Source organism: Yokenella regensburgei (assembly GCF_051486985.1).
Lineage (GTDB): Bacteria > Pseudomonadota > Gammaproteobacteria > Enterobacterales > Enterobacteriaceae > CBFFRJ01.
The window spans coordinates 177396-203664 of record NZ_JAHVDV010000001.1; the positions used below are offsets into that span (position 1 = coordinate 177396).

Below are 26269 nucleotides of genomic sequence, written 5' to 3' on the forward strand. Positions count from 1 at the left end.
ACACCTAATGAAGCTTTTAAAGACAGTACCCGCGCTGGTTCTTCTCGCGGGGGGCGTGCTTGCGTCAATGAATGCTGCCGCTGATGACACCGTATTTACTGTCATGGATGACCCATCTACCGCTAAAAAACCGTTTGAAGGCATTTTGAACGGGGGCTATATGGCCCAGTCCGGAAACACCACGAGTTCTTCTTTAACAGCCGACTCTACGTTGACCTGGTACGGCTCCTCGACCGCGTGGTCATTGTGGGGGACGGCGAGTAATACTTCCGCCAATGATGAGCGTTCGTCAGAGAAATACTCTGCGGGTGGCCGTAGCCGTTATAACCTGACGGATTATGACTATATTTTCGGTCAGGCAAGCTGGTTGACAGACAGATACAACGGCTACCATCAGCGTGATATTTTCACGGCCGGTTATGGTCGTCAGTTCCTTAACGGGCCGGTGCACAGTTTCCGTTTTGAATTCGGTCCGGGTGTTCGTTACGACGAATACACGGATGGTGATACGGATACGCAGGGACTGGGTTATGCGTCAGGAACTTACATGTGGCAAATGACCGATACCACCAAATTCACCCAGGGTGTGTCTGTGTTTGGTTCTGATGACACCACCGTGAACTCCGAGACGGCACTTAACGTGGCCATCAATGATCATTTCGGGCTTAAGGTTGCTTATAACCTGACCTGGAACTCTGAGCCGCCTGCTTCCGCGCCAGAGCACACCGATCGCAGAACAACGGTTACGCTTGGCTATAAAATGTAATCGCACAGGGCCGGTTTGCCGGCCCTTAATTGTGCCGGACCCTTACGATGACCCCGTTCGGGCGAGCGCAACAGCATTTTGAATCGCCGCCTTTGCCTGCGGACTGTTTTTCCAGCATGTTGAACCTACCAGCGCCGCGCCCTGAGTCAGAATCTCCTCCACCCCTGCCTGCCCTAACTGATCCAGTGAGCTAAACCCCATTTGTTCGAGTCTTTCGATGACTTTTGGCCCTACGCCTTTGCATTCAAGTAGCGCCTCGCGTTCTTTTTGTGTAAATGGCATGGTGATGTCCTTATAGTAATTAGCGGTGCTTTCGCTCATTTTCATTATGAACGCGGCGTGAGAAGCCAACAATCCCCCTGAATTAGCGATGGTCCTACAGGAAGAGATGAATGGGTAAATCCAAAGACGCCGAGTTATATGAAGAAATGTGCCGGGTGGTGGGCAAAATTGTGCTTGAGATGCGTGATTTAGGTCAGGAGCCCAAACACATCGTGATCGCCGGAATGGTAAGAACGATGCTGGCCAACCAGAAGGTTCAGCGTACCGCGCTCACGCGTCAGGCCATGTCGGAGGTCATTAAAGCGCTGGGTTATGATGCATGAGCGCAAATCCGCCGGTTTATGAAATCCGAAATGAATCAATCTTGCGCTGAGTGGTGCACTCCCGCTTTTAATAGTGTTACCATCCCCGAACCAAATGTAAAAATCGCTCTCGGGGCAGACATTTGCGTAAACCATTACGCGCCAATTTAACAATTGTTGGTTAGATGGCGGCGTAATTGAATGTAAACACCTAAATATTTACTTCGTATGTGATCTTACGTGCGGGTCACCACTGCGAAATAAGGATATGAAATGCCAGTAATTACTCTTCCTGATGGCAGTCAACGCCATTTCGATCATGCTGTTAGCCCAATGGATGTTGCGCTCGACATTGGTCCGGGGCTTGCTAAAGCCACAATCGCGGGTCGCGTTAACGGCGAACTGGTTGATGCCTCTGATCTGATTGAACAGGACGCGACCTTGTCGCTCATCACCGCCAAAGACGAAGATGGTCTTGAAATCATTCGTCACTCCTGTGCGCACCTGTTAGGGCATGCAATTAAACAGCTATGGCCCAATACCAAAATGGCGATCGGGCCGGTCATCGACAATGGCTTCTACTATGACGTTGACCTTGACCATACCCTGACCCAGGAAGATATCGACGCGCTCGAAAAACGTATGCATGAGCTCGCCGAGAAAAATTATGATGTCATCAAGAAGAAAGTAAGCTGGCACGAGGCGCGTGAAGCCTTTGCTAAGCGTGGTGAGAGCTACAAGGTTTCCATTCTTGATGAAAATATTGCTCATGATGACAAGCCCGGCTTGTATCATCATGAAGAATATATCGATATGTGCCGTGGCCCGCACGTGCCGAATATGCGTTTCTGTCACCACTTCAAACTGATGAAAATAGCCGGTGCTTACTGGCGTGGCGACAGCAATAATAAAATGCTGCAGCGTATATACGGTACTGCATGGGCTGACAAAAAAGCACTTAATGCCTATCTGCTGCGCCTTGAAGAGGCGGCGAAACGCGACCACCGTAAAATTGGCAAACAACTCGACCTGTATCATATGCAGGAAGAGGCGCCGGGAATGGTGTTCTGGCACAACGATGGCTGGACTATCTTCCGTGAACTGGAAACGTTCGTACGGTCTAAACTGAAAGAGTATCAGTATCAGGAAGTGAAAGGCCCCTTTATGATGGACCGTGTGCTGTGGGAAAAAACCGGCCACTGGGACAATTATAAAGATGCGATGTTTACTACATCGTCTGAAAATCGCGAATACTGCATTAAGCCGATGAACTGCCCGGGACACGTACAGATCTTCAACCAGGGGCTGAAATCTTACCGTGATCTGCCGCTGCGCATGGCGGAATTTGGCAGTTGCCACCGTAATGAGCCGTCAGGTGCGCTGCACGGTCTGATGCGCGTTCGCGGCTTTACCCAGGATGATGCACACATCTTCTGTACCGAAGAACAGGTACGTGATGAAGTGAACGCTTGTATCCGACTGGTCTATGATATGTATAGCACCTTTGGCTTCGAGAAGATCGTCGTCAAATTATCCACTCGTCCTGAAAAACGTATTGGCAGTGACGAAATGTGGGATCGTGCTGAGGCGGATCTGGCAGTTGCGCTGGAAGAAAACAATATCCCGTTTGAGTATCAACTGGGTGAAGGCGCATTCTACGGTCCGAAAATTGAATTTACGTTATATGACTGTCTCGATAGAGCTTGGCAGTGCGGAACGGTACAGCTGGACTTCTCTTTACCACAGCGCTTGAATGCCTCCTACGTAGGTGAAAGTAACGAGCGCCAGGTACCGGTGATGATCCACCGAGCAATTCTGGGGTCGCTGGAGCGCTTTATTGGCATCCTGACTGAAGAATTTGCTGGCTTCTTCCCAACCTGGCTTGCACCAGTTCAGGTTGTAGTGATGAATATCACTGATTCTCAAGCCGAATATGTCAACGAATTGACACGAAAATTGCAAAATGCAGGTATTCGTGTAAAAGCGGACTTGAGAAACGAGAAGATTGGCTTTAAAATCCGCGAGCACACTTTACGTCGTGTCCCTTATATGTTGGTCTGTGGTGATAAAGAGGTGGAAGCAGGCAAAGTGGCCGTTCGCACCCGCCGCGGTAAAGACCTGGGCAGCCTGGACGTAAGTGAAGTGATTGAGAAGCTGCAACAAGAGATTCGCAGCCGCAGTCTTCAACAACTGGAGGAATAAGGTATTAAAGGCGGAAAACGAGTTCAAACGGCACGTCCGAATCGTATCAATGGCGAGATTCGCGCCCAGGAAGTTCGCTTAACGGGTCTGGAAGGCGAGCAGCTGGGTATTGTGAGTCTGAGAGAAGCTATCGAAAAGGCTGAAGAAGCCGGAGTAGATTTAGTTGAGATCAGCCCTAACGCCGAACCGCCAGTTTGTCGTATCATGGACTACGGCAAGTTCCTTTATGAAAAGAGTAAGTCTTCTAAGGAACAGAAGAAAAAACAAAAAGTTATTCAGGTCAAGGAAATCAAATTCCGACCTGGCACCGACGATGGCGACTACCAGGTAAAACTCCGCAGCCTGGTACGCTTTCTGGAAGAGGGTGATAAAGCTAAGATCACGCTGCGTTTCCGCGGTCGTGAGATGGCTCACCAGCAGATCGGTATGGAAGTGCTTAATCGCGTCCGTGACGATCTGAGTGAACTGGCAGTGGTCGAATCCTTCCCATCGAAGATCGAAGGCCGCCAGATGATCATGGTGCTCGCTCCTAAGAAGAAACAGTAAGGCCTTCAAGTAGCGATTCCTGTGAAGCGATAGCTTCGCAGGATTTGCTCGCCTTTGTTTCGTTTATTAACAATGCGAAGTGGAAGTTATTAAAATGCCAAAAATTAAGACCGTACGCGGTGCTGCTAAGCGCTTCAAAAAAACCGGTAAAGGTGGTTTTAAGCACAAGCACGCTAACCTGCGTCACATTCTGACCAAAAAAGCTACCAAGCGTAAACGTCACCTGCGTCCGAAAGCCATGGTTTCCAAAGGCGATCTGGGCCTGGTAATCGCGTGCCTGCCGTACGCATAAGTCGTTTAACCTTTTAACTTTTTAATTAGAATAGATACAGGAGAGCACATATGGCTCGCGTAAAACGTGGTGTAGTTGCCCGTGCACGTCACAAGAAAATTTTGAAACAAGCTAAAGGCTACTACGGTGCGCGTTCTCGCGTATACCGCGTTGCCTTCCAGGCTGTTATCAAAGCAGGTCAGTACGCTTACCGTGACCGTCGTCAACGTAAACGTCAGTTCCGTCAACTGTGGATTGCGCGTATCAACGCAGCAGCACGTCAGAACGGTATTTCTTACAGCAAATTCATCAACGGCCTGAAAAAAGCCTCTGTTGAAATCGACCGTAAGATTCTGGCTGACATCGCCGTATTCGACAAAGTAGCGTTCACCGCTCTGGTCGAAAAAGCGAAAGCAGCACTGGCATAAGCCAGTTAAAAGAGGGAGCTTGTCTCCCTCTTTTTCGTTCCACACTATCATTACATTGACATTTATTCGGTGTGCCTTTTCAATAAGGTTTCCCGGTCTTTATCAGACAAGGTAACGCAAGCATGAATGCTGCTATTTTCCGCTTCTTTTTTTACTTTAGCACCTGAATCCAGGAGGCGAGAGCGTGAGAGAAGAAACGGAAAATTAACGCCAAAAGCCTCCAACAGGAGGCTTTTTTTGTGTCCGAATTTTAAGTAAAAAGTCCAATAACAAGGACATAACGAGGAAAATTATGTCACATCTCGCAGAGCTGGTTGCCAGTGCACGGGCAGCCATTAATGATGCCTCAGATGTCGCCACGTTAGATAACGTACGCGTTGAATATCTGGGTAAGAAAGGGCATTTGACCCTTCAGATGACCACCCTGCGTGAGCTGCCGCCAGAAGAGCGCCCGGCTGCCGGAGCGGTGATTAATGACGCGAAAGAGCAGGTTCAACAGGCATTAAATGCGCGCAAATACGATTTAGAAAACGCCGCGCTGAATGCCCGTCTGGCTGCAGAAACTATTGACGTTTCCCTGCCGGGCCGTCGTATTGAAAATGGCGGTTTACACCCGGTAACCCGCACTATTGACCGTATTGAACACTTCTTTGGTGAGCTTGGCTTTACCGTGGCGACAGGCCCGGAAATCGAAGATGACTACCATAACTTCGATGCGCTGAATATTCCCGGTCACCATCCTGCGCGTGCCGATCATGACACTTTCTGGTTTGATGCGACCCGCCTGCTGCGTACGCAGACGTCCGGTGTGCAAATCCGTACCATGAAAGACAAACAGCCGCCGATTCGCATTATCGCGCCGGGTCGCGTTTATCGTAACGATTACGATCAGACGCACACGCCGATGTTCCACCAGATGGAAGGCCTGATTGTTGATACCAACATCAGCTTTACCAACCTGAAGGGCACGCTGCACGATTTTTTGAGCAACTTCTTTGAAGAAGATCTGCAGATTCGCTTCCGTCCCTCCTACTTCCCGTTCACGGAACCTTCTGCTGAAGTCGACGTAATGGGCAAAAACGGCAAATGGCTTGAAGTCCTGGGCTGCGGTATGGTGCACCCCAACGTGTTGCGCAACGTCGGCATCGATCCAGAAGTTTACTCCGGTTTTGCGTTCGGCATGGGGATGGAACGCCTGACCATGTTGCGTTACGGCGTAACCGATTTACGCGCCTTCTTCGAAAACGATTTGCGTTTCCTCAAACAGTTTAAATAAGGGCAGGACAGAATAATGAAATTTAGTGAACTGTGGTTACGCGAGTGGGTAAACCCGGCTGTCGATAGCGAAGCGCTTTCGGATCAGATCACCATGGCTGGCCTCGAAGTCGATGGCGTTGAACCTGTTGCTGGTGCCTTTAATGGCGTGGTCGTGGGGGAAGTGGTTGAATGTGGTCAGCACCCTAATGCTGACAAACTGCGCGTGACGAAAGTCAATGTGGGCGGAGAACGTCTGCTGGATATCGTGTGTGGCGCGCCAAACTGCCGTCAGGGTCTGAAAGTGGCCGTCGCGACCATCGGTGCCGTGCTGCCGGGTGATTTCAAAATCAAAGCGGCGAAACTGCGTGGCGAGCCCTCAGAAGGGATGCTTTGTTCGTTCTCGGAGCTGGGTATTTCCGACGATCACAGCGGGATTATTGAACTGCCTGCTGATGCGCCCATTGGCACCGATATTCGTGAATACCTGAAGCTTGACGACAACACGATTGAAATCAGTGTGACGCCAAACCGCGCAGATTGCCTGGGTATTATCGGGATTGCCCGGGATGTGGCCGCCCTGAACAAGTTGCCGCTGGTTGCGCCTGAAATCACCCCGGTACCCGCAACGCTCACGGAGACTTTCCCGATCCGCGTTGAGGCCACTGAAGCCTGCCCGCGCTATTTAGGCCGCGTGGTAAAAGGTATCAATGTCAAAGCACCGACCCCGCTGTGGATGAAAGAGAAGCTGCGTCGTTGCGGCATCCGTTCCATCGATGCCGTGGTTGACGTGACCAATTTCGTGTTGCTTGAACTGGGTCAGCCGATGCATGCCTTCGATAAAGATCGCATTGAAGGCGGCATTGTCGTTCGTATGGCGCAGGAGGGCGAAACGCTGGTGCTGCTGGACGGCACACAAGCGAAACTGAAATCCGATACGCTGGTGATTGCCGATCATAACAAAGCGCTGGCAATGGGCGGTATTTTCGGTGGCGAGCATTCAGGCGTCAACGATGAAACCGAGAACGTGCTGCTTGAGTGCGCATTCTTCAGCCCGCTCTCCATTACTGGCCGTGCGCGTCGCCACGGCCTTCACACGGACGCCTCTCATCGTTACGAGCGTGGTGTGGATCCGCAGCTGCAGTATAAAGCAATGGAGCGCGCAACCCGTCTGCTGATGGATATCTGTGGCGGTGAGCCGGGTCCGATTATCGATGTCACCAACGAAGCTACGCTGCCAGAACGTGCGACCATTCGCCTGCGCCGCAGCAAACTGGATCGTCTGATTGGCCATCATATTGCCGATGACCTGGTGAGCGACATTCTCACGCGTCTGGGCTGCGAGGTTACCGAAGGCCAGGATGAGTGGCTGGCTGTCGCCCCTGGCTGGCGTTTTGATATGGAAATCGAAGAAGACCTGGTGGAAGAAGTTGCCCGTCTGTACGGCTACAACAACATTCCGGATGCGCCGGTTCAGGCGGGTCTGGTAATGGGCTCTCACCGTGAAGCGGACCTGTCGCTCAAGCGCGTTAAAACGCTGCTCAACGATAAGGGTTACCAGGAAGTGATCACCTACAGCTTCGTGGATCCGAAAGTTCAGCAGTGGATCCACCCGGGTGAAGAAGCACTGATCCTGCCAAGCCCGATTTCCAGTGAAATGTCTGCAATGCGTCTCTCTTTATTGACCGGACTGCTGGGCACTGTTGTCTACAACCAGAATCGTCAACAGAGCCGGGTACGCATTTTTGAAACCGGTCTGCGCTTCGTACCGGACACCCAGGCTCCGCTGGGTATTCGTCAGGACGTGATGCTGGCTGGCGCGATTTGCGGCAACCGCTACGAAGAACACTGGGATCTGGCGAAAGGTAGCGTTGATTTCTTTGATCTGAAAGGTGACCTGGAGTCCTTACTCGATCTGACCGGTAAGCTCTCAGCCATTGAATTCCGCAAAGCCGGGAACCCTGCGCTTCATCCTGGCCAATCCGCCGAGATTTATCTGAAAGATGAATACGTTGGTTTCATCGGCGTGGTGCATCCGGAGCTTGAACGTAAACTGGATCTCAATGGTCGCACGCTAGTGTTTGAACTGTTATGGAACAAGGTCGCAGACCGCGTGATTCCTCAGGCTCAGGACATTTCACGCTTCCCGGCTAACCGCCGTGATATTGCCGTTGTAGTGGCTGAAAATGTTCCTGCGGCGGATATTTTGAATGAATGTAAGAAAGTTGGCGTAAATCAGGTAGTTGGCGTAAACTTATTTGACGTGTACCGCGGTAAGGGTGTTGCGGAAGGGTATAAGAGCCTTGCCATCAGCCTGATCCTTCAGGATACCAGCCGTACACTCGAAGAAGAGGAGATTGCCGCTACCGTTGCCAGATGTGTAGAGGCATTAAAAGAGCGATTCCAGGCATCATTGAGGGATTGAACCTATGGCGCTTACAAAAGCTGAAATGTCAGAATATCTGTTTGATAAGCTAGGGCTTAGCAAGCGGGATGCCAAAGAACTGGTAGAGCTGTTTTTCGAAGAGATCCGTCGCGCTCTTGAAAACGGTGAGCAGGTAAAACTCTCCGGTTTTGGTAACTTCGATCTGCGTGATAAGAATCAACGCCCGGGTCGTAACCCGAAAACGGGCGAGGATATTCCCATTACAGCGCGGCGTGTGGTGACCTTCAGACCCGGCCAGAAGTTAAAAAGCCGTGTCGAAAACGCTTCGCCTAAAGAAGAGTAATCTGATCTAACTAAAAAGGCCGCTATGCGGCCTTTTTTCTTTCCTGCTTATTCTATTATCTTTAAAATCAATGACCTTCACGATTGGCTGACGACAAACCATGCAGAACTACGCTCAACGCCAGCGACAGCGCAATGGACGATGGCTGGCAGCCCTTGCGCTGCTACTGCTGCTGACCATGATGATAAGTCTGTGCGCCGGCGACCAGTGGATAGCGCCCGGAGAGTGGCTCAACGCCAATGGTCGCCTGTTTGTCGGACAAATACGCTTACCACGAACGCTCGCCGTCATGCTGGTGGGCGCGGCGCTGGCACTCTCAGGTGCCATCATGCAGGCTTTATTCGATAACCCCCTCGCCGAGCCGGGGCTACTCGGTGTCTCTAATGGCGCTGGCGTAGGGTTAATCGCCGCAGTGTTACTCGGAAACGGAATACTTCCGGACTGGTCGTTGGGAATGTGCGCCATCGCCGGTGCGCTGATTGTGACCCTCATTTTGCTCCGGTTTGCCAGGCGTCAGCTCTCTACCAGTCGCTTGCTACTGGCGGGAGTGGCGTTAGGCATCATCTGCAGTGCACTAATGACCTGGGCTATTTACTTTTCAACATCCTTTGATCTGCGCCAGTTGATGTACTGGATGATGGGAGGATTTGGCGGCGTTGACTGGCGACAAAGCTGGTTGATGCTGGCTTTGCTGCCCGTCATGATGTGGGTCTGTTTTCAGTCCCGACCATTAAATATGCTGGCACTGGGTGAAACATCGGCCCGACAGCTGGGTTTGCCAGTATGGCTGTGGCGTAATTTACTGGTTGTGGCGACCGGCTGGCTGGTCGGCGTGAGCGTTGCGCTTGCTGGTTCCATCGGTTTTATTGGTTTGGTGATTCCCCATATTCTGCGACTCTGTGGCCTGACGGATCACCGGGTGCTGTTGCCTGCGGGCGCACTGGCGGGGGGGATAGCCCTGCTCTTTGCGGATATTGTGGCCCGCCTGGCGCTCAGCGCCGCAGAATTACCCGTTGGCGTCGTGACGGCAACGCTGGGCGCACCTGTTTTTATCTGGCTATTATTAATGTCCAGGGTCGGGCGATAAGATCCGAAACCTGTCTTTTAACTGAGAGGATGCTATGCACCAGGATATTCTGAACACAGAGATCACAACGATTGATGGCGAAAACATTTCGCTGGAACAGTATCGCGGTAAAGTGCTGCTTATCGTCAATGTCGCCTCAAAATGCGGGCTGACACCGCAATATGAGCAACTGGAAAATATCCACAAGGCGTGGGAAAAAGATGGCTTTAGCGTGCTGGGCTTCCCGTGCAATCAGTTCCTTGGCCAGGAACCTGGCAGCGAAGAGGAGATTAAAACCTTCTGCAGCACGACTTATGGCGTGACCTTCCCCTTGTCGGCCAAAATTGATGTTAACGGTGAAAACCGTCACCCGCTCTACAGCAAACTGATTGCCGCGGCACCGAAAGCCGTCGCACCTGAAGAGAGCGGATTTTATGAACGTATGGCGAGCAAAGGCCGTGCGCCGCTCTATCCGGATGATATTTTGTGGAATTTCGAAAAATTCCTCATCGGGCGTGATGGTCAGGTGGTGCAGCGTTTCTCACCGGATATGACGCCGGAAGATCCTATTCTGATGGAAGCAATCAAACTGGCACTGGCTAAATAATGGCAATACTGCAACTTCACAACGTTGAGGATGCAGGCAGGCTGGGGCCGGTAACGGCCTCGGTCTCTACAGGGGAAATGTTGCACCTTGTCGGCCCTAACGGCGCAGGAAAGAGCACCTTGCTGGCACGGATGGCCGGGATCACCGTGGGTAAGGGGGAGATCTTTTTTAACGGCACAGATATCAAAACCTTTGATGCCCCCCAGCTTGCACGTCAGCGCGCCTATCTGGCGCAACAGCAGATACCGCCGTTCGCCATGCCTGTCTGGCACTATCTTTCTTTGCACCAGCACGGCAATGCCCAGGGCGAACTGAGCACCCGCATTGCCTGTAGGCTGGGTCTTGAGGACAAACTCGGACGGACGGTAAATCAACTTTCCGGCGGGGAGTGGCAGCGGGTTCGTCTGGCTGCGGTCATACTGCAAATCCACCCGGCCGCCAATCCTGACGGTCAACTACTGCTGCTGGATGAGCCAATGAACAGTCTTGACGTTGCGCAACAGGCGGCACTGGATCATCTCTTACGTGAGCTGACTCACGACGGGATAACGGTCATTATGAGCAGCCATGATCTTAACCACACGTTGCGACAGGCTCACCAGACCTGGCTTCTCTGCGCGGGAACCTTACTAGCGGCAGGGGAGAGGGACAGCGTAATGACACCGCAAAATCTGTCCCGCGCATATGGCATTCCGTTTCGTCGGCTCGACATGGCGGGGCACAGAATGCTCATCCCGGAGGTATAAGCTCATCCGGACTTGCAGGATCGTTGATTCACGCGCTAAATTATTCCCGCATAACAATAAAAGAGGTTTCCCAGAATGCGCATCTGGTTTGTTCTGGTGGCGACGTTAATTCTTGCTGGCTGTAGCAGCCATCGCGCCCCGCCACCTAACGCACGGCTTTCAGACGCTATTACGGTTATCGCAGGGTTAAACGATCAGCTTCGTGACTGGCGCGGAACGCCTTACCGTTATGGGGGGATGAGTCGTAACGGGGTGGACTGTTCCGGGTTCGTGATGATGACTTTCCGTGATAAATTCGATCTGGTATTGCCACGGGATACTCGTTCGCAGGCGGATGTGGGGACGCGTATAGATAAAGACGACTTATTACCCGGGGATTTAGTGTTCTTCAAAACGGGCTCGGGCGAAAACGGCCTGCATGTGGGCATCTACGATACCGATAATGCCTTTATTCACGCCTCAACAAGCCAGGGCGTAATACGGTCATCGCTGAACAACGTTTACTGGCGTAAAAATTTCTGGCAGGCACGTCGCATATAACTCCTTCCTGGCAGGGTTGCTAAGGCGGGTGCCTCGCCCGCCTTAGCAACCCTGACTAAACGCAAATTCAGGTTGCCGTTGCGTGTAAAATCCATCATTCCTCCATGATTTCTTATTTAACTATCGGTTAGCGAAAAGTGGCTCGTTCTCAGACGAATGGCGATGGCAGGAACAATATAGTCAGGATAAGCTGACGAAAGTCGTAGGGAAGTGTGAAGAGAATGATGGAAAATCATGAAGCCTGGCTTATTGAAATTAACTACGTTGAGTGTATTCGCATTAGGTTTTCAATGCCGGATATCACTCACAATGCAGGGCTGGCGCAATGATCGTATCGTTAGATGACACATATTGCTCAGAACTCTCCTTTCTGCCTGCCCGTAGCGGCTTTGGCATGCTGGTGGGGCTTGAGATAATTGTCAATTTTGTTGGGGTGTCGAGCAACGTCCGGGCACCTGCAGAACTCATTTTACCGCGTCTGAGTGCCGCGGATGCACTGACATTATTCAAAGAGCAGCTGGCGCTGGCTGAATCCTGCAAACTGTTCTTTATCCAGCATCAATTAACCGCATGGATAACCCTCTCGCCTGAAATCGTGACCGCGCTTATCAGTGATGAAGACCTCGCCGCAACCATTGCAAGGCTTCCTTTTCTTGAACTGTGCATCAATGAAAGTTTTCCCGGTTTAAACCACGGGCGTGACAATCCGGAACTTGCACAGCTCTGTGAACGTTATCCGGTGGTGCTGACGAATTATGGTGCGGGGAATATCACCTCAAAAGCCATTTTTGATGGTCTTTTTAAGCGGGTCATGCTGGATAAAAATTTTGTTCATCAACGGCTCACCTCCCGTTCTTTTGAGCCGTTTATGCGCGCTATTGTCTCGCAAATTGCGCCGTACTGCCGCACCGTCATGATTGCAGGTATTGATGATGAGAAAACCCTGAAGCGGGTCGCACCCTATCAGTTTGGTGCGATGCAGGGGAATCTGTGGCCTGCGGTATCCGTGCCGATGATTACTACGCTGGTGCATGTGTAAAAAAGTAACCGCTGTTTAACATTCATTAAACATACTACAATAAAAGACAGGAGGAACCATGACCCTGTCTTTTATTTCCCGCTGGCACGATGAACTGCCAGAATTTTATACCGCGCTTTCACCCACGCCACTGCACAATGCCCGGTTAATCTGGCATAACGCCCCCCTGGCGCAAGCAATGGGCCTCGCGCCGTCGCTGTTTGAACCCACCCGCGGAGCGGGCGTCTGGGGTGGAGAGGTGCTACTGCCCGGGATGTCCCCCCTTGCTCAGGTCTATAGCGGACACCAGTTTGGCGTCTGGGCCGGTCAGTTGGGTGACGGGCGCGGCATTCTGCTGGGTGAGCAACAGCTTGCGGACGGCACAACCCTGGACTGGCATCTGAAGGGAGCCGGGCTTACGCCCTATTCGCGCATGGGCGATGGCCGCGCCGTTCTGCGTTCGACGCTGCGTGAAAGTCTGGCCTCTGAAGCGATGCATGCGCTGGGGATCCCGACCACCAGAGCGTTGTCTGTGGTAACCAGTGACACCCCGGTACAGCGAGAGCGTACCGAGGCTGGCGCGATGATGATGCGTATTGCCCCAAGCCACGTTCGCTTCGGTCATTTCGAGCATTTCTATTATCGGCGTGAACCGCAACAGGTCCGTAAGCTTGCGGATTTTGTTATCCGTCATCACTGGTCACATTTACAGGACGAGGCTGACCGGTATGTGCTCTGGTTTAACGACGTCATCAAACGTACCGCACAGCTTATTGCCCACTGGCAGGCCGTCGGTTTTGCCCACGGGGTAATGAATACCGACAACATGTCGATTCTCGGTCTGACAATGGATTATGGCCCCTTTGGCTTCCTTGATGACTATAAGCCTGACTTTATTTGTAACCATTCCGATTATCAGGGGCGCTATAGCTTTGAAAATCAACCGACGATAGCCCTCTGGAACTTGCAGCGTCTCGCGCAGACGCTTTCGCCTTTTATCAGTGTCGATGCGCTTAATACGGCGCTGGATGGCTACCAGCAGGTGCTGTTAACCGAATACGGAAGGTTAATGCGCGAGAAACTCGGTTTCTTTACCCGGCAGAAAGCTGACAATGACCTGTTAAGCGAACTCTTTGCGCTGATGGCCCGCGAAGGAAGCGATTACACGCGTACCTTCCGTCTGTTAAGCCACGTTAACCAGCAGGAGCTCCGTTCGCCGCTGCGGGATGAGTTTATCGATCGCGAGGCTTTTGACAACTGGTATGGCCGCTATCGTCTGCGTTTGCAGGAAGAACAGATTGATGATGCGCAACGTCAACAGGCGATGCAAAGCGTTAACCCGGCGGTCGTGTTACGCAACTGGCTGGCGCAGCGCGCTATTGAGCAGGCCGAACAGGGTGATACCGACGAGCTGCATCGCCTGCATGCGATATTACGTGAACCTTACCGCGAGCGGGACGATGATTACAGCAAACGTCCCCCTGACTGGGGCAAGCGACTTGAGGTGAGTTGTTCAAGTTGAACATCATTTCGTAAGGATCAGTTTACCTGCCTGCGTCTGGCGCAGCAGGTACTCCTGACCCTGATGAATGATAACGATGCGTGCCTCCTCGCCGAGCAACGCCTGGCTTGTGATGCGACGATCCTCTGGCAAAATGCTGGCGGGGTTTGTTCCGACAGAAGGTTGCTCAGCCTGAGCAGCATTTTTTTCCCTGTTCACCATAATCATTGCAATGAGAGTCAAGTTGAATTGATAATCATTATCAGAAATTCGCTGCGTATCAGCAAGTATTATTCAAAGAAATGATGAGGTTAGTCGACAGGTACGAAACGCCTGCCAGGCGGCTGGCAGGCGGAAAGGGGACTAACGGGTAGCGACAGCTGCGGCCAGCCGTGCTAACAGCGTTTCGCTGTCTTCCCAGTTCAGGCAAGGGTCAGTGATAGACTGACCGTAAGTCAGAGGCTGACCGGGGAGAATTTTTTGTGTCCCTTCCTGGAGAAAACTCTCCACCATCACGCCCGCGATAGCCGTGGAGCCCGCGCGGATCTGCTGACAGATGTCATCACACACCTCCATCTGGCGACGATGCTGTTTCTGGCAGTTGCCATGACTAAAGTCGATGACCAGTTGCTCAGGGAGCATGAACTCTCGCAACGTTTCACACGCGCTGGCAATATCTTCAGCATAATAATTGGGACGTTTACCCCCGCGCATAATGATGTGGCCGTACGGGTTGCCACTGGTCTGGTAGATGGTCATCTGTCCTGATTTATCAGGCGATAAAAACATATGGCTGGCACGGGAGGCGCGAATGGCGTCGACTGCGATGCGGGTATTGCCGTCCGTTCCGTTCTTAAAGCCTACCGGGCAGGAGAGGGCGGAGGCCATCTCACGGTGAATCTGGCTTTCCGTGGTGCGCGCGCCAATGGCGCCCCAGCTTATCAAATCGGCAATAAATTGCCCGGTGACCATATCCAGGAATTCCGTTGCCGTCGGCACACCCAACTCATTCACGTCCAGCAAAAGTCGGCGCGCGAGTTCAATACCATGATTCACGCGATAACTGCCGTTGAGATCCGGATCGGAAATCAGCCCCTTCCAGCCCACAACCGTGCGCGGTTTTTCAAAATAGGTACGCATGACGATTTCAAGATGCTCGCCATAGTTTTCACGCGCGGTTTGGAGCCGGCGTGCGTAATCCATGGCGGCATCAGGATCGTGGATGGAGCAGGGGCCTATTACCACCAGTAAACGTTTGTCTTCACCATTAAGGATTTTTTCAATACGGCGTCGTGACTGCGTGACATGCTCCGCTACCTCCAGGGTAACGGGGTGACGTTGCGCCAGTTCCGCCGGGGTCACCAGGCTTTCCATGCGCGCCGTGCGGAGTTCATCGGTTCTGTTCATCGAAATTCTCAAAATTTTTTGCTCATACGGCCAAATGCCGGAGGCGATGCCACACCTTAAACCAATCCCTGCTGAATTCAATAGCAGGTTGTGAGGGGCATCACATTCAGGTAGCGCATGATAACAAAAACATTACTCATGTACTAGCCTGTTAGTACATGCGGCGACTGAGACCCATAATGTCGAGAATTTTGGTGGCCATCTCCTCTACGGAGTAATTGGTACTGTTCAGACAGGGGATCTGATTTTTTCGATAAAGCGCTTCTACCTCGGTCACCTCCATGCGGCACTGGCGAAGAGAGGCATAACGGCTGTTCTCACGTCGCTCTTCGCGGATAGCGGCTAAACGTTCGGGATTAATGGTCAGACCAAATAATTTATGCTGAAGCGGTTTCAGGGAAGGGGGTAACACCAAATTATCCATGTCATCGGCAATAAAGGGATAATTCGCTGCCCGAATACCAAATTGCATCGCCAGATAAAGGCTGGTGGGTGTTTTACCACAGCGCGAAACACCTAACAAAATCACCTGGGCCTGATCGAGGTTGCGCAACGAAATACCGTCGTCATGCGCAAGGGTATAATCAATGGCGGCAATACGCGCATCGTATTTAATGAGGTTCCCTGGATTTAACCCATGCGTCCGGTGCGCAATTGGGGTCGGGTCGAGTTTTAATTCTTGTTGCAAAGGCGCAACCAGTGCCTGAACGATATCCTGACAAAAACCCTCGCTCTGTAAAATAATGGTGCGGATCTCGGGAAGAACAATCGAATAAAAGACCAGTGGACGGATACCGGATTGCTGATAGATGGCATCTATCTGTTCCTTGACAGCTCTGGCGCGGCTTTCATTCTCCACGAACGGGAGTGTGATGCTGTTTATAGCAACCGGGAATTGCGACATGACGGCATGGCCTAATACTTCGGCGGTGATAGCGGTTCCATCAGAAATATAAAACACGTGCCTGTCTACCGTACTGTCCATTTTTACCCTACCTGGTTGTCATGAGGATGAGCTAAAAGCATAAATTAAAGTCCGGTATCTGCGTAGAGACTTTTTTCTATTTTTAAAATGAAACGCTATTTTTATTTTTAATGAAAAGGATAGTTCATTTTTATTAAGGGCTTAACAAGAGAATGGTTTTATCGCCGCGATGACAATCAGTAGCCTGAGAATCGGCGTTAAACTGTCCGAAAAGATAAAAAATAAATTTGCTTGAACGATTCACCGTTTTTTTCAACCGCGCAATTATGTCAGGATGCCTTCGTACTCCGAGCGTTAATTATCCATTCAATATCACAAAAGGATTGTTTCGATGTCCAATAATGGCTCGTCTCCACTGGTGCTTTGGTATGACCAACTCGGCATGAATGATGTTGACAGAGTGGGGGGCAAAAATGCCTCTCTTGGTGAAATGATCACCCATCTTTCAGGTATGGGCGTTTCCGTACCTAATGGCTTTGCTACTACTGCCGATGCTTTTAATCAGTTTCTTGAGCAAAGTGGTCTGAATCAGCGCATCTATGACCTGCTGGATAAAACGGACATCGACGATGTGACCGCACTGGCGCAAGCCGGTACGCAGATCCGTCAGTGGATTGTTGATACCCCGTTCCAGCCAGAATTTGAAGAGGCTATTCACAAGGCTTATGCCACATTATCCGCTGATGATGAAATGGCCTCCTTCGCGGTGCGCTCCTCCGCCACCGCTGAAGATATGCCGGATGCCTCTTTTGCAGGTCAGCAGGAAACTTTCCTGAACGTGCAGGGTTATGACGCCGTTCTGGTAGCGGTAAAACATGTTTTTGCCTCGCTGTTTAACGACAGGGCCATCTCGTACCGGGTACATCAGGGGTACGATCATCGTGGTGTGGCTCTCTCAGCCGGCGTTCAGCGTATGGTCCGCTCAGACATCGGCGCGGCGGGAGTGATGTTCTCTATTGATACCGAGTCCGGCTTTGACCAGGTGGTCTTTATCACCTCAGCCTTTGGTTTAGGTGAAATGGTCGTGCAGGGGGCCGTTAACCCGGATGAGTTTTATGTTCACAAGCCGACGCTTGCGGCCAACCGCCCGGCCATTGTGCGCCGCACCATGGGGTCTAAAAAAATCCGTATGGTCTATGCGCCAACCCAGGAGCACGGTAAACAGGTTCGCATTGAGGATGTGGAGCAGGCCGATCGTGACCGCTTCTCTTTGACCGACAGCGAAGTCCAGGAGCTGGCGAAGCAGGCGGTCGAAATTGAGAAACATTACCAGCGTCCGATGGATATCGAATGGGCGAAGGATGGTCATACCGGCAAGCTGTTTATTGTCCAGGCTCGTCCGGAAACGGTTCGCTCTCGCGGCAAGGTCATGGAACGTTATACGTTACACGCCCAGGGCAAGATTATTGCCGAAGGGCGTGCTATCGGCCATCGCATTGGCGCGGGGCCGGTAAAGGTTATCCATGACATCAGTGAAATGAACCGGATTGAACCCGGCGATGTACTGGTGACGGACATGACTGACCCTGACTGGGAACCGATCATGAAAAAGGCCTCGGCGATTGTGACTAACCGGGGCGGTCGAACCTGCCATGCGGCGATTATTGCCCGTGAACTGGGGATCCCGGCGGTGGTGGGCTGTGGCGATGCAACGGATCGCATCAAAGAGGGTGAAAACGTCACCGTCTCTTGCGCTGAAGGCGATACCGGTTACGTCTATGCCGATATGCTGGATTTCAGCGTAAAAAGTTCAAGTATTGATGAAATGCCACCGCTACCGCTGAAGATCATGATGAACGTCGGCAACCCGGACAGGGCATTTGATTTTGCCTGCCTGCCAAACGAAGGAGTGGGCCTGGCTCGCCTGGAGTTCATTATCAACAGGATGATCGGCGTCCACCCACGTGCGCTGCTGGAGTTCGATGCTCAGGACGCGAAACTGCAGAATGAAATCCGGGAGCTGATGAAAGGCTACGATTCGCCGAAGGAGTTTTATGTCGGCAGACTGACTGAGGGCATTTCAACCCTGGGGGCGGCGTTTTACCCGAAACGGGTAATTGTGCGGTTGTCTGACTTTAAGTCCAACGAATACGCCAACCTGGTAGGTGGCGAGCGCTATGAGCCTGAGGAAGAGAACCCGATGCTGGGCTTCCGCGGGGCAGGCCGTTACGTGGCCGAAAGCTTCCGAGACTGCTTTGCGCTGGAGTGTGAGGCGGTGAAACGCGTGCGCAACGAGATGGGCCTGACTAACGTCGAGATTATGGTGCCCTTTGTGCGTACCGTAGAGCAGGCAAAAGCGGTGGTGGAGGAGCTGGCGCGTCAGGGACTTAAGCGAGGCGAGAATGGCCTGAAGATAATCATGATGTGCGAAATCCCCTCGAACGCCCTGCTGGCCGACCAGTTCCTCGAATATTTCGACGGCTTCTCTATCGGTTCGAATGATATGACGCAGCTTGCGCTTGGTCTGGATCGTGACTCTGGTGTTGTGTCTGAATTGTTCGACGAACGTAACGATGCGGTGAAAGCGCTGCTCTCAATGGCAATTCGTGCCGCCAAAAAACAGGGTAAATATGTAGGTATCTGCGGGCAGGGTCCTTCTGACCATGAGGACTTTGCGGCATGGCTGATGGAAGAGGGGATAGACAGCCTCTCCCTGAACCCGGATACCGTCGTGCAAACCTGGTTAAGTCTTGCTGAACTGAAGAAATAATTCAGCTCAGGCAAACCCCGTCACCTCTGGTGATGGGGTTTTTTTATGGGCGAAATCCATTCGGGGATGAAACAAAATGTTTTTCAGCACGTGTTACTTAAAATATTGCACGTGAGCAGATTAGAATTCGCGAACTTTATTGAGATTCTTCTTAATTAAAGCAGGCGCGATATTCTTGCCACATTTGTTAATGAAGTGTGGAATTCACTGTTAATTAAAAGAGTACGAATTATGAAACGGCAATTGTTGTTGCTCGTCCTGGTGGGCTGCCTTGGACTTAATGGGTGTGCATCGTATAACGAGCATATTAAAGCCTGCCACGGGCAGGAGACCTCCACGGCGCATCTGGTTCTGGATTACCTGCCCATTGGTGCCATTGTGGACAACGGCTATTGTGCCGCGAAAGCGAGTTCCAGTTAAAATAACTGTCGGAACGCAGGATCTGAAATTGCAGGGAGCAAATAATGTATTTTTATCAGAGAGATACTCTTCACGCCCTTATTGCGCGGCTGGCGGAAGTGGGCGCGTCAGATTCGCGCTATGCCGCTGAAATCGAAAAACTATGTAAATCCGGTGAGCATGTTTTTCTTCAGCCTTCGCAAGCGGCGTATAACCGTTTCATGGATGAGTGCGAAATAACCCTCAATAAGTTACATATTACGATTTAAATTCCGCTGACTGAATGAGTGATGCAAAACAGTATTATTTTTATCCCCTGAGCCTGGCGCTGAAATCCTATGCCGGGGTAAAAATGAAATCCATGTCCGAAACGGCAGTGAGGACGGTTACGTATACAGAATTCATAATGATAATTGAGGCAAATATCATACCCGAAGCGCAGTGCTGCACACCCGAAAAATTCGGGCAGGATAATGCCTGGTTTGCTGGAAGTCTTATGCAGTATTTCGCGCAGGCGTGATAACAGGGCGAATATGCTTGAGATATGACCCGCGAAAGTTAACGTGCCGCGTGACGTTGAGAAAGCATAAGGATGGGAACGGGCACAGGGTGGGCGAAGATGACGATGTGGGGTGAAATGAGGTGCTTAATGGAAAAACGCATTGTTTTTGAATATATTTTTGGCAGCGAAATTCTTTTTTTGTATGAAGTTCGCACAGCGCACGTACCCGACACGCACTTCTGGTCAGGCTTATGATTCCAGTTCGCTAATTTTACATAAAAAAAAGCCCATCGTGGGAGATGGGCAAAGACTACACACAGCAATTCGTTGTTTCACTCAGGGGATTTCCATGCTTATAAATCAATGCGTTGATTTATAACCGTGAGCTAATAGTAGGCATCTCGATTTTTTGCGTCGATCAGATTCGTCTCATTAGTTTAACGTCCGTAACGAATTTGCGGCGAAGAAAGCGAATTAAGGCACACAGGCGGCATGAATCGGCATAACGGTTAAAATAATTGATTAGCAGTGCTTAATAGTAAAACCAAAAAGGCGGGTTTCCCCGCCGGATATTACTGAGGGAGTTTATTATTTTCGACAGGGGCGCTGAGCACTTCACTGCTGACAGGACCCGGAGCCGGCACTTCATTGACCCAGGCCGAAAACAGGCGCCAGCTTACCGCAAGTAATACCGGGCCAATAAACAGGCCAATCATACCGAAGGCGACCAGCCCGCCAATGACCCCCGAAAGAATCAGGATTAACGGAAGATCGGCACCCATACGAATCAGTAGCGGCCGTATAAAATTGTCAAGGGTGCCGACCACGCAGCTCCAGACCAGCAGTACTGTCCCCCATGTTGAATCCCCGCTCCAGTAAAGCCAGATAACCGCCGGAACCAGCACAATGAGCGGCCCGAGCTGGATAAGACAGGTCATCAACATAATTACCGTAAAGAGGGTGGCATAGGGGATGCCGCTGACCGCAAGGCCGATCCCGCCAAGCACCGCCTGCACCAGCGCCGTGACCACCACGCCGAGTGCAACCGCGCGGATGGCCTGACCGGCGAGCAGGACAGCCGCATCGCCGCGGTGGGCGGCAAGGCGGAAAGCAAAGTGACGAATACCTTCTGCCACGCGCTCACCACGCCAGTAGAGCAGGGCGCTGAAGACTAACATCAGACCACAATGGAGCAAAAAACGCCCAATATGCGCGGCCTGACCAACGAACCATGTGGTGGTCGTTCCTACATAAGGCCGGACTTTGGCAAGGATTGCGCTGCCACCCATATCCAGAAGGCTGTGCCAGCCGTTGTATAACTTATCGCCAAAAAGAGGAATGCTGTTTAACCAGTCGAGGTCAGGCGGGGTGAGTTCTCCTGAGGTCACAGCACCGATAACCGGGCCGCTGGAGTCCACCAGACTGTTTACCAGAAGCGCCACCGGAATGATAAACAGCAGCGTTAAGATGAGTGTCATGGCAATGACCGCCAGCGAGCGGCGTCCAAAAAGGATCCGTTGCAGGCGGATAAGTACGGGCCAGGTTGCAATGACCACTGTTCCGGCCCAGGCGAAGCCCAGCACAAAAGGACGAACTACCCACAAACAGGCGACGATCATAAGGGCCAGGAACAGTACCGACAGCATGACCTGCGGTACATCCCTGGATTGCGTTTGAAAGGCCATAAGACGTATTTACCTTTGAAGGGTGATGAAAAAGCGCGAAAGACTATGATTGATGATTTCAGCGCGTTTGGACAGAGCGATTCTGCCCGTAATTCTGGTGGGCGCATAAGAAAAAAATGTGATACAACGTGGGATGCTGCAAGCAAACGATTAACTATTCACAACTCTAACAGTCAGGCAGGGTCAAGAGTAATGATCCCACAGATTTCTCAGGCACCAGGCGTCGTTCAATTGGTGCTGAATTTTTTACAGGCACTGGAGCAACAAGGTTTTACAGGCGATACCGCGACAAGTTATGCCGACAGGCTGACGATGGCGACGGACAACAGTATTTACCAGTTGTTACCCGATGCGGTCGTTTTTCCCCGTTCCACTTCTGATGTCGCTTTGATAGCCCGTCTGGCAACAGATGCGCGCTTTCAGTCTCTGGTTTTTACCCCTCGTGGCGGCGGGACCGGCACCAATGGTCAGGCATTAAACCAGGGCATCATCGTTGATATGTCGCGCTATATGAACCGCATTATTGAGATAAACCCGGAAGAAGGGTGGGTGCGGGTCGAAGCGGGCGTGATTAAAGATCAGCTCAACCAATACCTTAAACCCTATGGTTTCTTTTTTGCCCCGGAGTTATCCACCAGTAACCGCGCCACTCTCGGTGGCATGATTAACACCGATGCTTCTGGACAGGGGTCGCTGGTATATGGCAAAACCTCAGACCATGTTCTTGGCGTGCGTGCAGTGCTGCTGGGGGGGGATATTCTTGATACCCAGGCGATGCCGGTTGAGCTGGCGAAAACCCTTGGCCGTGCGAATACCACGGTGGGAAGAATTTATCGGACGGTGTTTGAGCGCTGTCTCGAAAATCGTGAACTGATTATTGAAAAATTCCCTAAGCTAAACCGCTTTCTGACAGGTTATGACCTGCGTCACGTCTTCAATGATGAGATGACCGAATTCGATTTGACCCGTGTGCTTACCGGCTCTGAAGGGACGCTCGCGTTGATCACCGAGGCCCGTCTGGATATTACGCCTCTGCCGAAAGTTCGCCGTCTGGTTAACGTCAAATATGACTCTTTTGATTCTGCGCTGCGCAATGCGCCTTTTATGGTGGATGCCCGTGCGTTGTCGGTTGAAACCGTCGATTCAAAAGTGCTCAATCTTGCCCGCGAAGATATCGTCTGGCATTCGGTGAAGGATCTTATTACTGATGTACCGGATAAGACGTTGCTGGGCCTCAACATCGTGGAATTCGCCGGCGATGATGAAGCGCTTATTGAAAACCAGGTAACTTCGCTTTGTCAGCGGCTTAATGCGTTGATGGAAGAGGGTGAAGGGGGCGTGATTGGCTGGCAGCGCTGCGACGACCTGGCGGGTATCGAGCGAATTTATGCTATGCGTAAGAAAGCGGTGGGTCTGCTGGGGAATGCGAAAGGGGCCGCCAAACCTATTCCCTTTGCGGAAGACACCTGCGTGCCCCCGGAGCAACTGGCCGATTATATCGTTGAGTTTCGCGCACTGCTGGATAGCCACGGCCTCAGCTATGGCATGTTCGGCCATGTGGATGCGGGCGTATTACATGTGCGTCCGGCACTGGATATGTGCGATCCGCAACAGGAGATACTCATGAAGTCTATCTCCGACGATGTTGTGGCTCTGACCGCCAGATATGGCGGTTTGTTGTGGGGTGAGCACGGTAAAGGTTTTCGCGCAGAGTACAGCCCGGCGTTTTTTGGCGAGCAACTCTATGCCGAGCTGCGAAAAGTAAAAGCAGCATTCGATCCGCATAACCGCCTTAACCCGGGTAAAATATGTCCCCCTGAAGGGGTTGATGCGCCGATGAAGCAGGTGGACGACGTGAAACGTGGCCACTTTGATCGGCAAATCCCTATCTCGGTGCGGACCACCTGGCGCGGCGCGATGGAGTGTAACGGTAACGGGTTGTGCTTTAACTTTGATGCAAAAAGCCCGATGTGTCCGTCAATGAAAATTACGGGCAACCGCATCCACTCGCCAAAAGGGCGTGCCACCCTGGTGCGCGAATGGCTCCGTTTGCTCGCCGATCGCGGTGTCGATCCTGTTAAACTCGAAAAAGAGATACCGGAAAAACGTGCCAGCCTGCGACTGCTGATTGAACGTACCCGTAACAGCTGGCATGCCCGTAAAGGGGAATACGATTTTTCTCACGAAGTGAAAGAGGCGATGTCCGGATGTCTCGCCTGTAAGGCCTGTTCAACGCAGTGCCCTATCAAAATCGACGTTCCCGATTTCCGCTCCCGTTTTTTGCAGCTTTATCACACGCGTTACCTGCGTCCGGTGCGCGATCATCTGGTGGCTACGGTTGAAAGCTATGCACCCTTGATGGCGAGAGCCCCGAAGACGTTCAACTTCTTCCTGAGCCAGCCGTGGGTGCGTTCACTGTCGAAAAAACATATCGGGATGGTGGACCTGCCGCTGTTATCTGCCCCTTCCTTACAACGCCAGATGGTGGGTCATGCTTCCGCTAATCTGACGCTTGAAGATCTGGAGCGGCTCAGTGATGAACAGAAGATGAAAACCGTGCTGGTGGTGCAGGATCCTTTCACCAGCTATTACGATGCGCAGGTGGTGGCCGATTTTGTCCGCCTGATTGAAAAACTGGGTCTGCAACCTGTTGTACTGCCTTTCTCGCCCAATGGAAAGGCGCAGCACATCAAAGGCTTCCTGCATCGTTTTGCCAGAACCGCGCAAAAAACCTCAGATTTTCTCAATCGGGTCGCGCAGTTGGGTATGCCAATGGTCGGCGTCGATCCGGCGCTGGTGCTCTGTTACCGCGATGAGTATAAACAGGTGTTAGGTGATAAACGGGGTGATTTCCACGTAATGCTGGTACACGAATGGTTGCCCCAGGTGCTGGACAAAAACACGCCTCGTGCGGTGAGCGGGGAGTCCTGGTACTTATTTGGCCACTGTACCGAGGTGACAGCATTGCCGGCGTCTACGGGGCAGTGGGCAGCTATTTTCGCCCGGTTAGGGGCAAAACTGGAAAACGTCAGCGTCGGGTGTTGTGGCATGGCGGGTACCTACGGGCATGAAGTGAAAAACCATGCTAATTCGCTCGGAATTTATGAGCTTTCATGGCATCAGGCAATGCAGCGTCTTCCCCGCAGCCGTTGTCTCGCGACGGGATACTCCTGCCGTAGCCAGGTTAAGCGGGTGGAAGGCAGCGGGGTACGTCACCCTCTGCAGGCCTTACTGGAGATAATAGGATGATCTGGAAACGTGCGGTCACGCTTGAAGCTCTCAACGGCATGCGGGAGGGCAACATGGTTGGCCTGCTGGATATCCGCTTCGAGCGCATCACTGATGATACCCTGGAAGCAACGATGCCCGTGGATAATCGTACCCGTCAGCCCTTTGGCCTGTTGCATGGCGGCGCATCCGTGGTGCTGGCGGAAACCCTGGGATCGGTGGCAGGCTATCTTTGTACCGAAGGCGATAAAAACGTGGTGGGCCTTGAGGTCAACGCCAACCACGTTCGTGCCGTGAAAAGTGGACGTGTACGTGGCGTGTGCCGCGCGCTTCATACCGGAGGGCGGCATCAGGTCTGGCAGATTGATGTTTACGATGATCAAGGCAAGCTGTGCTGCTCATCGCGCCTGACGACGGCGGTGATCGAGTAATTGCGGGACAGCGAGGAGTGCGCAGAGTATATCCAGCCTGTTGTCATGGCTTGATGACAGGGCGCCATGCGAGCAACCCAGGCGAAGGCCTGGGTTTTTTTCGCAAAGTACAATCCAGCGTAAAACAGGTATATCCGTTTTATTAATATTAATAAAAGTATTATCACCAAAATCTATAATATTATTGCCAGCGTCATTTACTGTATAATCTTCCTCCTGGAATTAAAAAAGAGAGGATTTTATTATCAGCGTCGGTACTGAGGTGATAATATAAAAATACTATTTTTATTTGGGTGGGGATTACGACCCGTCATGAAGAGAATAGTAAATCTCATAAACTTTAAAACATGCTCAGTTATCAACAGGTATCAGCATTTATTTGCGCGGACAACGTTATTCGTCATTTAACAATGAAGGGTAAACCTTTACGCTTGATGTGTAACCCCGTTCAATGATGTGGCGCAGGTGCAATAAAAGTAGTCGTTGCAAACTGCACCACCCCGGCGGTGGGGATGGCTGAATGCTGTCCGGCCTGTTATTCCGGTGGCGTCAAACAATGTAGCCGGGTGCGAGATAAAAAAGGGAGGTGAGAATTCACATATATTCATTTTGATAAACGTGTGTTAATAATTTTTTAAATGAATCTATTACATTACTGCGTTAC

The 26269-nt window shown here is 51.7% G+C and carries 27 protein-coding genes, 1 other RNA gene and 1 other annotated feature; of the genes, 22 read left to right on the forward strand and 6 right to left on the reverse strand.

What is annotated here, in order from left to right; all coding sequences use genetic code 11:
* Positions 1 to 7 precede the first annotated feature (7 nt).
* Entirely contained in the window at positions 8 to 766 is a 759-nt protein-coding gene (locus KXR87_RS00920) for a DUF481 domain-containing protein (RefSeq protein ID WP_437430393.1), read from the forward strand.
* Positions 767 to 808: 42 nt separating this feature from the next.
* On the opposite strand, the gene KXR87_RS00925 is transcribed toward KXR87_RS00920, so the two are convergent.
* A complete protein-coding gene (locus KXR87_RS00925) occupies positions 809 to 1048 on the reverse strand; it encodes a helix-hairpin-helix domain-containing protein (protein WP_437430394.1) in 240 nt (79 codons plus the stop codon).
* 110 nt (positions 1049 to 1158) lie between these two features.
* Between KXR87_RS00925 and fumD the strand changes: the two genes are divergently transcribed.
* The 15 genes from fumD to selO all read left to right on the forward strand — a co-directional run bounded on the left by fumD (position 1159) and on the right by selO (position 14279).
* A complete protein-coding gene (gene fumD, locus KXR87_RS00930; RefSeq protein WP_437430395.1) occupies positions 1159 to 1371 on the forward strand; it encodes a fumarate hydratase FumD in 213 nt (70 codons plus the stop codon).
* Between the two features lie 252 nt (positions 1372 to 1623).
* Positions 1624 to 3552 carry a threonine--tRNA ligase gene (gene thrS, locus KXR87_RS00935; protein ID WP_437430396.1) on the forward strand — a complete coding sequence of 643 codons (1929 nt, stop codon included), beginning with the start codon at positions 1624 to 1626 and terminating at the stop codon, positions 3550 to 3552.
* A 3-nt stretch (positions 3553 to 3555) separates the two neighbouring features.
* On the forward strand, positions 3556 to 4098 hold the full coding sequence (infC, locus tag KXR87_RS00940; RefSeq protein WP_437430553.1) for a translation initiation factor IF-3: 543 nt from the start codon (positions 3556 to 3558) through the stop codon (positions 4096 to 4098).
* A gap of 94 nt (positions 4099 to 4192) precedes the next feature.
* Positions 4193 to 4390 (forward strand): 50S ribosomal protein L35, encoded by a 198-nt coding sequence (rpmI, locus tag KXR87_RS00945; RefSeq protein ID WP_001124225.1) that lies wholly within the window; start codon positions 4193 to 4195, stop codon positions 4388 to 4390.
* 50 nt (positions 4391 to 4440) lie between these two features.
* Positions 4441 to 4797 carry a 50S ribosomal protein L20 gene (gene rplT, locus KXR87_RS00950; protein WP_032617738.1) on the forward strand — a complete coding sequence of 119 codons (357 nt, stop codon included), beginning with the start codon at positions 4441 to 4443 and terminating at the stop codon, positions 4795 to 4797.
* A gap of 117 nt (positions 4798 to 4914) precedes the next feature.
* Positions 4915 to 5038: a sequence feature (Phe leader region), on the forward strand.
* The gene (pheM, locus tag KXR87_RS00955) at positions 4920 to 4964 is read left to right on the forward strand and encodes a pheST operon leader peptide PheM (RefSeq protein ID WP_001386830.1); all 45 of its coding nucleotides are present in this window, start codon (positions 4920 to 4922) and stop codon (positions 4962 to 4964) included. (Overlaps the previous feature by 45 nt.)
* Positions 5039 to 5089: 51 nt before the next feature.
* Positions 5090 to 6073 (forward strand): phenylalanine--tRNA ligase subunit alpha, encoded by a 984-nt coding sequence (gene pheS / locus KXR87_RS00960; protein WP_437430397.1) that lies wholly within the window; start codon positions 5090 to 5092, stop codon positions 6071 to 6073.
* A gap of 15 nt (positions 6074 to 6088) precedes the next feature.
* Positions 6089 to 8476, forward strand: a complete 2388-nt coding sequence (pheT, locus tag KXR87_RS00965) for a phenylalanine--tRNA ligase subunit beta (RefSeq protein WP_437430398.1) — start codon at positions 6089 to 6091, stop codon at positions 8474 to 8476.
* A gap of 4 nt (positions 8477 to 8480) precedes the next feature.
* A complete protein-coding gene (ihfA, locus tag KXR87_RS00970) occupies positions 8481 to 8780 on the forward strand; it encodes an integration host factor subunit alpha (protein ID WP_001229266.1) in 300 nt (99 codons plus the stop codon).
* A 100-nt stretch (positions 8781 to 8880) separates the two neighbouring features.
* Positions 8881 to 9867, forward strand: coding sequence for a vitamin B12 ABC transporter permease BtuC (gene btuC / locus KXR87_RS00975; RefSeq protein WP_437430399.1), 987 nt, complete (start codon positions 8881 to 8883; stop codon positions 9865 to 9867).
* Positions 9868 to 9901: 34 nt separating this feature from the next.
* The gene (locus KXR87_RS00980; RefSeq protein ID WP_437430400.1) at positions 9902 to 10453 is read left to right on the forward strand and encodes a glutathione peroxidase; all 552 of its coding nucleotides are present in this window, start codon (positions 9902 to 9904) and stop codon (positions 10451 to 10453) included.
* Positions 10450 to 11199: a vitamin B12 ABC transporter ATP-binding protein BtuD gene (gene btuD / locus KXR87_RS00985; RefSeq protein WP_437430554.1), complete on the forward strand. Its 750-nt coding sequence runs from the start codon at positions 10450 to 10452 to the stop codon at positions 11197 to 11199. Before KXR87_RS00980 ends, btuD begins: the two co-directional genes overlap by 4 nt.
* 75 nt (positions 11200 to 11274) lie before the next feature.
* Positions 11275 to 11739 carry a C40 family peptidase gene (locus KXR87_RS00990; RefSeq protein ID WP_437430401.1) on the forward strand — a complete coding sequence of 155 codons (465 nt, stop codon included), beginning with the start codon at positions 11275 to 11277 and terminating at the stop codon, positions 11737 to 11739.
* 325 nt (positions 11740 to 12064) lie between these two features.
* On the forward strand, positions 12065 to 12778 hold the full coding sequence (locus tag KXR87_RS00995) for an EAL domain-containing protein (RefSeq protein WP_437430402.1): 714 nt from the start codon (positions 12065 to 12067) through the stop codon (positions 12776 to 12778).
* A 58-nt stretch (positions 12779 to 12836) separates the two neighbouring features.
* Positions 12837 to 14279, forward strand: a complete 1443-nt coding sequence (selO, locus tag KXR87_RS01000) for a protein adenylyltransferase SelO (protein ID WP_437430403.1) — start codon at positions 12837 to 12839, stop codon at positions 14277 to 14279.
* A 3-nt stretch (positions 14280 to 14282) separates the two neighbouring features.
* Here selO and hemP read toward each other — a convergent pair whose 3' ends face one another.
* The 3 genes from hemP to ppsR all read right to left on the reverse strand — a co-directional run bounded on the left by hemP (position 14283) and on the right by ppsR (position 16650).
* Positions 14283 to 14480, reverse strand: a complete 198-nt coding sequence (hemP, locus tag KXR87_RS01005; protein WP_437430404.1) for a hemin uptake protein HemP — start codon at positions 14478 to 14480, stop codon at positions 14283 to 14285.
* Positions 14481 to 14621: 141 nt separating this feature from the next.
* The gene (gene aroH, locus KXR87_RS01010) at positions 14622 to 15665 is read right to left on the reverse strand and encodes a 3-deoxy-7-phosphoheptulonate synthase AroH (protein WP_437430405.1); all 1044 of its coding nucleotides are present in this window, start codon (positions 15663 to 15665) and stop codon (positions 14622 to 14624) included.
* Between the two features lie 151 nt (positions 15666 to 15816).
* A complete protein-coding gene (gene ppsR / locus KXR87_RS01015) occupies positions 15817 to 16650 on the reverse strand; it encodes a posphoenolpyruvate synthetase regulatory kinase/phosphorylase PpsR (RefSeq protein ID WP_437430406.1) in 834 nt (277 codons plus the stop codon).
* Between the two features lie 331 nt (positions 16651 to 16981).
* Between ppsR and ppsA the strand changes: the two genes are divergently transcribed.
* From ppsA to KXR87_RS01035, 4 genes are all read left to right on the forward strand, one after another.
* Positions 16982 to 19360, forward strand: a complete 2379-nt coding sequence (ppsA, locus tag KXR87_RS01020) for a phosphoenolpyruvate synthase (protein ID WP_437430407.1) — start codon at positions 16982 to 16984, stop codon at positions 19358 to 19360.
* Between the two features lie 231 nt (positions 19361 to 19591).
* Positions 19592 to 19780 (forward strand): hypothetical protein, encoded by a 189-nt coding sequence (locus tag KXR87_RS01025; protein WP_437430408.1) that lies wholly within the window; start codon positions 19592 to 19594, stop codon positions 19778 to 19780.
* A 44-nt stretch (positions 19781 to 19824) separates the two neighbouring features.
* The gene (locus KXR87_RS01030; RefSeq protein WP_437430409.1) at positions 19825 to 20028 is read left to right on the forward strand and encodes a hypothetical protein; all 204 of its coding nucleotides are present in this window, start codon (positions 19825 to 19827) and stop codon (positions 20026 to 20028) included.
* Between the two features lie 14 nt (positions 20029 to 20042).
* A complete protein-coding gene (locus tag KXR87_RS01035; RefSeq protein WP_437430410.1) occupies positions 20043 to 20279 on the forward strand; it encodes a hypothetical protein in 237 nt (78 codons plus the stop codon).
* Positions 20280 to 20536: 257 nt separating this feature from the next.
* Here KXR87_RS01035 and rprA read toward each other — a convergent pair.
* Together rprA and ydiK are read right to left on the reverse strand one after the other, a co-directional pair.
* Positions 20537 to 20644: antisense sRNA RprA (rprA, locus tag KXR87_RS01040), an RNA gene on the reverse strand.
* A gap of 189 nt (positions 20645 to 20833) precedes the next feature.
* Positions 20834 to 21946 (reverse strand): AI-2E family transporter YdiK, encoded by a 1113-nt coding sequence (gene ydiK / locus KXR87_RS01045; protein ID WP_437430411.1) that lies wholly within the window; start codon positions 21944 to 21946, stop codon positions 20834 to 20836.
* A 192-nt stretch (positions 21947 to 22138) separates the two neighbouring features.
* Here ydiK and ydiJ point away from each other — a divergent pair, with 192 nt between their 5' ends.
* Complete coding sequence (ydiJ, locus tag KXR87_RS01050) at positions 22139 to 25195, forward strand: D-2-hydroxyglutarate dehydrogenase YdiJ (RefSeq protein ID WP_437430412.1); 3057 nt, start codon at positions 22139 to 22141, stop codon at positions 25193 to 25195.
* Positions 25192 to 25605 (forward strand): 1,4-dihydroxy-2-naphthoyl-CoA hydrolase, encoded by a 414-nt coding sequence (menI, locus tag KXR87_RS01055; RefSeq protein ID WP_437430413.1) that lies wholly within the window; start codon positions 25192 to 25194, stop codon positions 25603 to 25605. Before ydiJ ends, menI begins: the two co-directional genes overlap by 4 nt.
* Positions 25606 to 26269 lie beyond the last annotated feature (664 nt).

What these genes read in the sequence shown, in the direction of transcription:
- KXR87_RS00920 (WP_437430393.1), top strand. Translation starts at nt 8, where the DNA reads ATGAAGCTTTTAAAGACAGTACCCGCGCTGGTTCTTCTCGCGGGGGGC.
- KXR87_RS00925 (WP_437430394.1), bottom strand. Translation starts at nt 1,048, where the DNA reads ATGCCATTTACACAAAAAGAACGCGAGGCGCTACTTGAATGCAAAGGC.
- fumD (WP_437430395.1), top strand. Translation starts at nt 1,159, where the DNA reads ATGGGTAAATCCAAAGACGCCGAGTTATATGAAGAAATGTGCCGGGTG.
- thrS (WP_437430396.1), top strand. Translation starts at nt 1,624, where the DNA reads ATGCCAGTAATTACTCTTCCTGATGGCAGTCAACGCCATTTCGATCAT.
- rpmI (WP_001124225.1), top strand. Translation starts at nt 4,193, where the DNA reads ATGCCAAAAATTAAGACCGTACGCGGTGCTGCTAAGCGCTTCAAAAAA.
- rplT (WP_032617738.1), top strand. Translation starts at nt 4,441, where the DNA reads ATGGCTCGCGTAAAACGTGGTGTAGTTGCCCGTGCACGTCACAAGAAA.
- pheS (WP_437430397.1), top strand. Translation starts at nt 5,090, where the DNA reads ATGTCACATCTCGCAGAGCTGGTTGCCAGTGCACGGGCAGCCATTAAT.
- pheT (WP_437430398.1), top strand. Translation starts at nt 6,089, where the DNA reads ATGAAATTTAGTGAACTGTGGTTACGCGAGTGGGTAAACCCGGCTGTC.
- ihfA (WP_001229266.1), top strand. Translation starts at nt 8,481, where the DNA reads ATGGCGCTTACAAAAGCTGAAATGTCAGAATATCTGTTTGATAAGCTA.
- btuC (WP_437430399.1), top strand. Translation starts at nt 8,881, where the DNA reads ATGCAGAACTACGCTCAACGCCAGCGACAGCGCAATGGACGATGGCTG.
- KXR87_RS00980 (WP_437430400.1), top strand. Translation starts at nt 9,902, where the DNA reads ATGCACCAGGATATTCTGAACACAGAGATCACAACGATTGATGGCGAA.
- KXR87_RS00990 (WP_437430401.1), top strand. Translation starts at nt 11,275, where the DNA reads ATGCGCATCTGGTTTGTTCTGGTGGCGACGTTAATTCTTGCTGGCTGT.
- KXR87_RS00995 (WP_437430402.1), top strand. Translation starts at nt 12,065, where the DNA reads ATGATCGTATCGTTAGATGACACATATTGCTCAGAACTCTCCTTTCTG.
- selO (WP_437430403.1), top strand. Translation starts at nt 12,837, where the DNA reads ATGACCCTGTCTTTTATTTCCCGCTGGCACGATGAACTGCCAGAATTT.
- hemP (WP_437430404.1), bottom strand. Translation starts at nt 14,480, where the DNA reads ATGGTGAACAGGGAAAAAAATGCTGCTCAGGCTGAGCAACCTTCTGTC.
- aroH (WP_437430405.1), bottom strand. Translation starts at nt 15,665, where the DNA reads ATGAACAGAACCGATGAACTCCGCACGGCGCGCATGGAAAGCCTGGTG.
- ppsR (WP_437430406.1), bottom strand. Translation starts at nt 16,650, where the DNA reads ATGGACAGTACGGTAGACAGGCACGTGTTTTATATTTCTGATGGAACC.
- ppsA (WP_437430407.1), top strand. Translation starts at nt 16,982, where the DNA reads ATGTCCAATAATGGCTCGTCTCCACTGGTGCTTTGGTATGACCAACTC.
- KXR87_RS01025 (WP_437430408.1), top strand. Translation starts at nt 19,592, where the DNA reads ATGAAACGGCAATTGTTGTTGCTCGTCCTGGTGGGCTGCCTTGGACTT.
- KXR87_RS01030 (WP_437430409.1), top strand. Translation starts at nt 19,825, where the DNA reads ATGTATTTTTATCAGAGAGATACTCTTCACGCCCTTATTGCGCGGCTG.
- KXR87_RS01035 (WP_437430410.1), top strand. Translation starts at nt 20,043, where the DNA reads ATGAGTGATGCAAAACAGTATTATTTTTATCCCCTGAGCCTGGCGCTG.
- ydiK (WP_437430411.1), bottom strand. Translation starts at nt 21,946, where the DNA reads ATGGCCTTTCAAACGCAATCCAGGGATGTACCGCAGGTCATGCTGTCG.
- ydiJ (WP_437430412.1), top strand. Translation starts at nt 22,139, where the DNA reads ATGATCCCACAGATTTCTCAGGCACCAGGCGTCGTTCAATTGGTGCTG.
- menI (WP_437430413.1), top strand. Translation starts at nt 25,192, where the DNA reads ATGATCTGGAAACGTGCGGTCACGCTTGAAGCTCTCAACGGCATGCGG.